General features: G+C 69.0%; 9 protein-coding genes. 8 read left to right on the plus strand and 1 reads right to left on the minus strand.

What is annotated here, in order from left to right:
- The 8 genes from sufB to VGZ32_RS12870 all read left to right on the plus strand — a co-directional run.
- Positions 1 to 1,153: Fe-S cluster assembly protein SufB (gene sufB, locus VGZ32_RS12835; RefSeq protein ID WP_326886203.1), on the plus strand; the 1,153-nt coding region annotated here is incomplete at its 5' end.
- Positions 1,154 to 1,201: 48 nt separating this feature from the next.
- Positions 1,202 to 2,497 carry a Fe-S cluster assembly protein SufD gene (sufD, locus tag VGZ32_RS12840; protein ID WP_326886204.1) on the plus strand — a complete coding sequence of 432 codons (1,296 nt, stop codon included), beginning with the start codon at positions 1,202 to 1,204 and terminating at the stop codon, positions 2,495 to 2,497.
- Positions 2,498 to 2,511: 14 nt separating this feature from the next.
- The gene (locus tag VGZ32_RS12845) at positions 2,512 to 2,829 is read left to right on the plus strand and encodes a non-heme iron oxygenase ferredoxin subunit (protein ID WP_349263585.1); all 318 of its coding nucleotides are present in this window, start codon (positions 2,512 to 2,514) and stop codon (positions 2,827 to 2,829) included.
- A gap of 6 nt (positions 2,830 to 2,835) precedes the next feature.
- Positions 2,836 to 3,600, plus strand: coding sequence for a Fe-S cluster assembly ATPase SufC (gene sufC / locus VGZ32_RS12850; protein WP_326886206.1), 765 nt, complete (start codon positions 2,836 to 2,838; stop codon positions 3,598 to 3,600).
- Between the two features lies 1 nt (position 3,601).
- Complete coding sequence (locus VGZ32_RS12855) at positions 3,602 to 4,858, plus strand: cysteine desulfurase (protein ID WP_326886207.1); 1,257 nt, start codon at positions 3,602 to 3,604, stop codon at positions 4,856 to 4,858.
- A 6-nt stretch (positions 4,859 to 4,864) separates the two neighbouring features.
- Positions 4,865 to 5,341, plus strand: a complete 477-nt coding sequence (sufU, locus tag VGZ32_RS12860) for a Fe-S cluster assembly sulfur transfer protein SufU (protein ID WP_326886208.1) — start codon at positions 4,865 to 4,867, stop codon at positions 5,339 to 5,341.
- Positions 5,334 to 5,651, plus strand: a complete 318-nt coding sequence (locus tag VGZ32_RS12865) for a metal-sulfur cluster assembly factor (protein ID WP_326886209.1) — start codon at positions 5,334 to 5,336, stop codon at positions 5,649 to 5,651. The genes sufU and VGZ32_RS12865 overlap by 8 nt, the downstream gene beginning before the upstream one ends.
- A 118-nt stretch (positions 5,652 to 5,769) precedes the next feature.
- Positions 5,770 to 6,225, plus strand: a complete 456-nt coding sequence (locus tag VGZ32_RS12870) for a VOC family protein (protein ID WP_326886210.1) — start codon at positions 5,770 to 5,772, stop codon at positions 6,223 to 6,225.
- Between the two features lie 29 nt (positions 6,226 to 6,254).
- Here VGZ32_RS12870 and VGZ32_RS12875 read toward each other — a convergent pair whose 3' ends face one another.
- Entirely contained in the window at positions 6,255 to 7,214 is a 960-nt protein-coding gene (locus VGZ32_RS12875) for a S1C family serine protease (protein WP_326886211.1), read from the minus strand.
- Positions 7,215 to 7,405: the final 191 nt, after the last annotated feature.

Consider the following 7,405-nt stretch of genomic DNA (forward strand, 5'->3'; position numbering starts at 1 on the left):
CTCCACCGAGAAGCAGGCCGCGACCTGGGACGACCTGCCCGCGGACATCAAGAACACCTACGACAAGCTGGGCATCCCCGAGGCCGAGAAGAACCGGCTGATCGCGGGGGTCGCGGCGCAGTACGAGTCCGAGGTCGTCTACCACCAGATCCGCGAGGACCTCGAGCAGCAGGGCGTGATCTTCGCCGACACCGATTCAGGTCTGCGGGAGCACGAAGACCTGTTCCGGGAGTACTTCGGCACGGTCATTCCGAGCGGTGACAACAAGTTCGCGGCGCTCAACACGGCCGTGTGGTCCGGCGGTTCGTTCATCTACATCCCCAAGGGCGTCCACGTCGAGATCCCCCTGCAGGCGTACTTCCGCATCAACACCGAGAACATGGGCCAGTTCGAGCGGACGCTGATCATCGCCGACGAGGGTTCGTACGTCCACTACGTCGAGGGCTGCACCGCGCCGGTCTACAGCTCGGACTCGCTGCACTCGGCCGTGGTCGAGATCGTGGTGAAGAAGAACGCCCGGGTGCGCTACACCACGATCCAGAACTGGTCGAACAACGTCTACAACCTGGTCACCAAGCGCGCCGCGGCGCACGAGGGCGCGACCATGGAGTGGATCGACGGCAACCTCGGCTCCAAGGTCACCATGAAGTACCCGGCGGTCTGGCTGCTCGGCGAGCACGCGAAGGGCGAGACCCTGTCCATCGCCTTCGCCGGCGAGGGCCAGCACCAGGACGCGGGCGCCAAGATGGTGCACGTCGCGCCGTACACCTCGTCGACGATCATCTCCAAGTCGGTGGCGCGCGGCGGCGGCCGCACCTCGTACCGCGGCCTGATCCAGATCCAGGACGGCGCGCACCACTCGAAGTCGAACGTCAAGTGCGACGCGCTGCTGGTGGACACGATCAGCCGCTCGGACACGTACCCCTACGTGGACGTGCGTGAGGACGACGTGCAGATGGGCCACGAGGCCACCGTCTCCAAGGTCTCCGAGGACCAGTTGTTCTACCTGATGAGCCGCGGCCTGACCGAGGACGAGGCGATGGCGATGATCGTGCGCGGCTTCGTCGAGCCGATCGCCCGCGAGCTGCCCATGGAGTACGCGCTGGAACTCAACCGGCTGATCGAGCTGCAGATGGAAGGCGCGGTCGGCTGACCGGCCGGGTACGGCGGGACGCACGAGGACGAGAGACGAAGACGACGCATGGCTGAGACGAACAAGGGCGCGATGACGGCCGCCGCGGTGACGGTGGCCGGACCCGGGGCGGGCGCGCCGCTGGCCGGGCCCGGCACCGGCAAGACCCACTCCGAAGTGCTCGCCTCCCGGGGCGAGCGCTTCGCCTCCTACGACCCGGCCGCCTTCCCGGCGCTGACCGGGCGCGAGGAGGACTGGCGCTTCACTCCGCTGAAGCGGCTGCGCGGGCTGCACGACGGCAGCGCCGCCGCGGACGGCGAGCGCGGCGCGGACAAGGTCGAGCTGAGCCTGCCCGACGGCGTGACCGCCGAGCAGGTCGGCCGCGACGATCCGCGCGTGGGCAAGGCGGGCGTGCCAGTCGATGTCGCCGCGGCCTGGGCCTTCCAGGAGGCACAGCAGGCCACTGTGATCACCGTCCCCAAGGAGCAGGTGCTCACCGAGCCGGTGCGGGTGGAGGTGCGCGCTTTGGGCGGCGTCGGCTTCGCCCACCTGGTCTTCGACGTCAAGCCGTTCGCCGAGGCTGTCATCGTGCTCGACCACACCGGCTCCGGCGCCCGTGCGGCGATCGTCGACCTGCTGGTCGGCGACGGCGCGAAGGCCACCCTGATCTCGGTGCAGGACTGGGACCGCGACGCGGTGCACCTGGCCCAGCAGAACGTGCTGGTCGGCCGGGACGCGACGGTCAAGTCGGTCAACGTCACCTTCGGCGGCGACCTGGTCCGGCTCATCCCGCAGGTCAGGTACGCCGCTCCCGGCGGCGACGCGGAGCTGCTCGGCCTGTACTTCGCCGATGACGGCCAGCATCTGGAGCAGCGGCTGTTCGTCGACCACGCGGTCCCGAACTGCCGCTCGCGGGTGACGTACAAGGGTGCGCTCCAAGGCGCCGACGCGCACACCGTCTGGGTCGGCGACGTGCTGATCCGCGCCGCGGCCGAAGGCACCGACACCTACGAGCTCAACCGCAACCTGGTGCTCACCGACGGCGCCCGCGCCGACTCGGTGCCGAACCTGGAGATCGAGACCGGCGAGATCGTCGGCGCCGGCCACGCCTCGGCCACCGGCCGCTTCGACGACGAGCAGCTGTTCTACCTGCAGAGCCGCGGCATCTCCGAGGACGAGGCGCGGCGGCTGGTGGTGCGCGGCTTCTTCGCGGACGTGATCGCCCGGATCGGAATCCCGGATCTCGAGGAACGGTTGATGCACAAGGTGGAGACAGAACTGAGCCGCTCCGTGTCCTCCGAAAGCGCGTCATCCGAGGGTGCGTTGTCTGAGGGCGCGTCGGCTGCGCAGGAGGTGCGGGCGTGAGCGCGACCGAACCGATCTGGCAGCCGATCGGTGAACTGGCCGACTTCGAGCCCGACAAGCCCGAGGCCGTGGACGTCGACGGCACCCCGGTCGCCGTGGTGCGCACTACCGCCGGCCAGGTCTACGCGATCCACGACGTCTGCTCGCACGCCAGCGTCGCCCTGTCCGAGGGCGAAGTGATCGACGGCGAGATCGAGTGCTGGCTGCACGGCTCGACCTTCTCCCTGGCCGACGGCAAGCCCAGGTCCCTGCCCGCCGTCGACCCCGTCCCCGTCTACCCCGTCAAGATCGAAGGCGACAACGTCTACGTCGCCGTCAATGTGGAGCTGTAAGAACCCATGGCCACTCTCGAAATCCGCGACCTGCACGTCTCCGTCGACGCCGAAGGCGCTCCCAAGGAGATCCTGCGCGGGGTCGACCTGACTGTGAAGCAGGGCGAGACCCACGCGATCATGGGCCCGAACGGCTCCGGCAAGTCCACCCTCGCCTACTCGATCGCCGGGCACCCCAAGTACCAGGTCACCCAGGGCCAGGTGCTCCTTGACGGCGAGGACGTGCTGGCCATGACCGTGGACGAGCGCGCCCGCGCCGGCCTGTTCCTGGCCATGCAGTACCCGGTCGAGGTCCCCGGTGTCTCGGTGTCCAACTTCCTGCGCACCGCCGCGACCGCGATCCGGGGCGAGGCGCCGAAGCTGCGCACCTGGGTCAAAGAGGTCAACGAGGCCATGACGCGCCTCCAGGTGGACCCGGCCTTCTCCGAGCGCTCGGTCAACGAGGGCTTCTCCGGCGGCGAGAAGAAGCGCCACGAGATCCTGCAACTCGAGCTGCTGAAGCCGAAGATCGCGCTGCTCGACGAGACCGACTCCGGCCTCGACGTCGACGCGCTGCGGATCGTGGCCGAAGGGGTCAACCGGGTGCGCGCCACCGGCGAGGTCGGCACCGTGCTGATCACCCACTACACCCGGATCCTGCGCTACATCGAGCCGGACTACGTGCACGTGTTCGCCGGCGGGCGGATCGTCGAGTCCGGTGGCCCGGAACTGGCCGGGCGCCTGGAAGCCGAGGGCTACGAGAAGTACACCGGCGTCAAGGAAGCGGCCTGACATGGCGATCGACGTGGAGCTGGTCCGCAAGGACTTCCCGATCCTGGAGCGGCGCGTCCGCGACGGCAAGCCCCTGGTCTACCTGGACTCGGCGGCCTCCTCGCAGAAGCCGCGCCAGGTCATCGACGCGATGAGCACCTACTACGAGCGGCACCACTCGAACGTCCACCGCGGCGTGCACACGCTCGCGGAGGAAGCCACCGCGATGTACGAGGGCGCCCGCGAGAAGGTGGCCCGGTTCATCAACGCCGACCCGCGCGAGGTGATCTTCACCAAGAACTCCTCCGAGGCGCTGAACCTGGTCTCCAACGTGCTCGGCTGGGCCGGCGACCCGTACGGCATCGGGCGCGGCGACCGGGTGGTCATCACCCAGATGGAGCACCACTCCAACATCGTGCCCTGGCAGCTGACCGCGCAGCGCACCGGCGCGGAGCTCAAGTGGCTGGGCCTGACCGACGACGGCCGGCTGGACCTTTCCAACCTCGACGAGATCGTGAACGAGCAGACCAAGGTCGTCGCGGTCGTGCACGTCTCCAACATCCTCGGCACCCTCAACCCGGTCGAGCGGATCGCCCGCCGCGCCCATGAGGTCGGCGCGCTGTTCGTGTTGGACGCCTCGCAGTCCGCCCCGCACCTGCCGCTGGACGTGCGGGAGCTGGGCGCCGACTTCGTCGCGTTCACCGGGCACAAGATGCTCGGCCCGACCGGCATCGGCGTGCTGTGGGGCCGCGCGGACCTGCTCGAGGAGCTGCCCCCGTTCCTCGGCGGCGGCGAGATGATCGAGATCGTCGAGATGGAGGCCTCGACCTACGCGCCGATCCCGCACAAGTACGAGGCGGGCACCCCGCCGATCGCCGAGGCGGTCGGGCTCGGTGCGGCCGTGGACTACCTGAACGAGCTGGGCATGGAGAACGTCGCCGCGCACGAGCGCGAGATCGTCGAGTACGCGCTCGACCAGCTCAAGGCGGTCGAAGGGCTCACGCTGATCGGCCCGCAGACCGCGCAGGACCACGGCGCCGCGATCTCGTTCACGCTCAACTCGCCGGCGCTCGGCGCGATCCACCCGCACGATGTCGGCCAGGTGCTCGACGAGCAGGGCATCGCCGTGCGGGTCGGGCAGCACTGCGCCCGCCCGGTATGCAAGCGCTACGGCGTGGCGGCCACCACCCGCGCCTCGTTCTCGGTCTACTCGACCAAGGCCGACGTGGACGCGCTCGTGGAAGGTCTGGAGCACGTCAAGCGTTTCTTCGGAGCGTGATGACAGATGCAGCTTGAGTCGATGTACCGGGAGATCATCCTGGACCACTACCGCAACCCGCACCACAAGGGGCTGCGCGACGGGTACCGGGCCGAGGTCCACCACGTCAACCCGACCTGCGGCGACGAGGTGACGCTGCGGGTGCACCTGTCCGACGCGTCGCTGGGCGAGGCCGCGGTGATCGAGGACGTCTCGTACGAGTCGCAGGGCTGCTCGATCTCGCAGGCCTCGGCCTCGGTGCTGACCGACCTGGTGATCGGCAAGAAGGTCGGCGAGGCGCTGGGGATCCAGGAGAAGTTCCTGGAGCTCATGCAGTCCAAGGGCGAGTCGGCCGGTGACGAGGACGTGCTCGAGGACGCCGTCGCCTTCGCCGGGGTGTCGAAGTTCCCGGCGCGGGTCAAGTGCGCGCTGTTGTCCTGGATGGCGCTCAAAGATGCCACCGCACAGGCTCTGGCCGCGGAAGGAGTCAAGAACCATGGCTGACGTCGCTGAGCTGGACGAGGTCACCGAGAACCTCAAGGACGTCGTCGACCCCGAACTGGGCATCAACGTCGTGGACCTCGGCCTGGTCTACGGCCTGACCGTGGACGACGCGAACGTCGCGGTCATCGACATGACCCTGACCTCGGCGGCCTGCCCGCTGCAGGATGTGATCGAGGACCAGATCCGCACCGCGCTGGACGGCCTGGTCGCGGACTTCCGGGTGAACTGGGTCTGGATGCCGCCGTGGGGCCCGGACAAGATCACCGACGACGGGCGCGAGCAGCTGCGGGCTCTGGGCTTCAACGTCTGACACTGAGCTTTGATCTGACACCGGGTTTAATCTGACACTGGGTTTTGGTGCGGCATGGGGTTTCAACGTCTGAGCGGTCAGGCTGATTCTGTCGGGGCCTGCCTCTAGCGTGTGCTGCATGGTCAGTGACTTCCAAGTTGTTTTCGACTGCGCGGACCCGCGGGGGCTCAGCGCGTTCTGGTCCAAGGCCCTCGGCTACGAGGAAGAGCCGCCGCCCACGGGTTTCGACTCCTGGGAGGCGGCCCTCACGGCCTGGAAGATCCCGGAGGAGGACTGGAACAAGCTGGCCGCCGTGGTGCCGCCGGGCTTCGAGCCGGGGGTGGGCGGCGGTCCGCGGCCCCGGCTTCTGTTCATGCGGGTGCCCGAGGGCAAGGCCGTGAAGAACCGCCTCCACCTGGACATCAGCGCCGGAGGAACCAGGGCCGACCCGCCGGCGGAGCGATGGGAGAAGGTTCTCGCCAAGGTGTCCGAGCTCGAGGGGTACGGCGCGAAACGGATCCAGGAGTTCGAGGAGTACGGCTCCCGGTGGATCGTGATGAACGACCCCGAGGGCAACGAGTTCTGCGTGCACTGAAGTCCCGCGGACCTCTTACACCGCGGTGATTACACCCCGGTGAGCTCGCTCAGCGCCGCGACGACGTCGACCAGCGCGCCGTTGCGGATCAGGGTGACGTCCAGGCGGCTGCCCGCGCGCAGGTTGAGCATCATCTTCTGCAGGTCCTGCGCCGCGTCGACCTTCGTGTGGTCAGCCGCGATGATCACGTCCCCCACATGGATGCCGGCGCGCGCCGCGGGGGAGCCGGGCACGACCTCGATCACCCGCAGGCCGGTCTCCTGCTCCAGCCGCCGGGCGAGCGCCGGGGGCAGCGCCATCGTCGCGCCGCCGACGCCGAGCCAGGCGCGCCGCACCCGTCCGTTCGACATCAGTTCGCTCACGATGCGCCGGGTGGTGCTGTTCATCGGCACCGCCAGGCCGAGGCCGATCCCAGCCACGGCCGTGTTGATGCCGATCACGCGCGCGGTGGAATCCGCCAGCGCGCCGCCGGAGTTGCCCGGGTTCAGCGCGGCGTCGGTCTGGATCACGTCGTCGATCACCCGCATGCCCGCCGGGGTGCGCGCCGGGATGGACCGGCCCAGCGCGCTGACGATGCCGGCGGTCACCGAGCCGGCCAGTCCCAGGGGATTGCCCACCGCCACCACGAGTTGGCCGACCCGCAGCCGGTTCGCGTCACCGAGTTCGGCCGGGGGCACCAGCCGGGTGCCGGTGCGCAGGACCGCGAGATCGGAGAGCCGGTCGCGCCCGACCACTTCGAAGACCTGTTCTTGGCCGTCATAGGTGAAGACCGCGCCGCCGCCCACTCCCTCGACCACGTGCGCGCTGGTGACCAGGAAGCCGTCGTCGGTGAACGCGACTGCCGACCCGGCTCCTTCGCCGCGCCCAGAGCGCACCGCGACGCTGAGCACGGAGGGGCGCAGCGTGTCGGCGACGGTCACAACCGCCCTCGAATAGGCGTCGAGGGCGTCGTCGCTGGAGTTCTCTCGAGTGAACGGGTTGCGGGCCATCCAAGCACCTCCAGGCGCAATGCTCACCTGTGCCGAACAACGCGCGGAGCACCCGTGTTCGTTCCGTGCTCGCTCTGGGCGGACAGAGGGCGTGACGGACGAGCTCTCACTGCTCCGCGGCCGGTACCGATTCGCCCATGAACCCTCCATCTACAAGCACTGCGTCGTCAAGCGCCGCGTCATCGAACGCC

This window comes from Actinocrinis sp., from assembly GCF_035938995.1.
Taxonomy (GTDB): Bacteria; Actinomycetota; Actinomycetes; order Streptomycetales; family Catenulisporaceae; genus DASZGI01.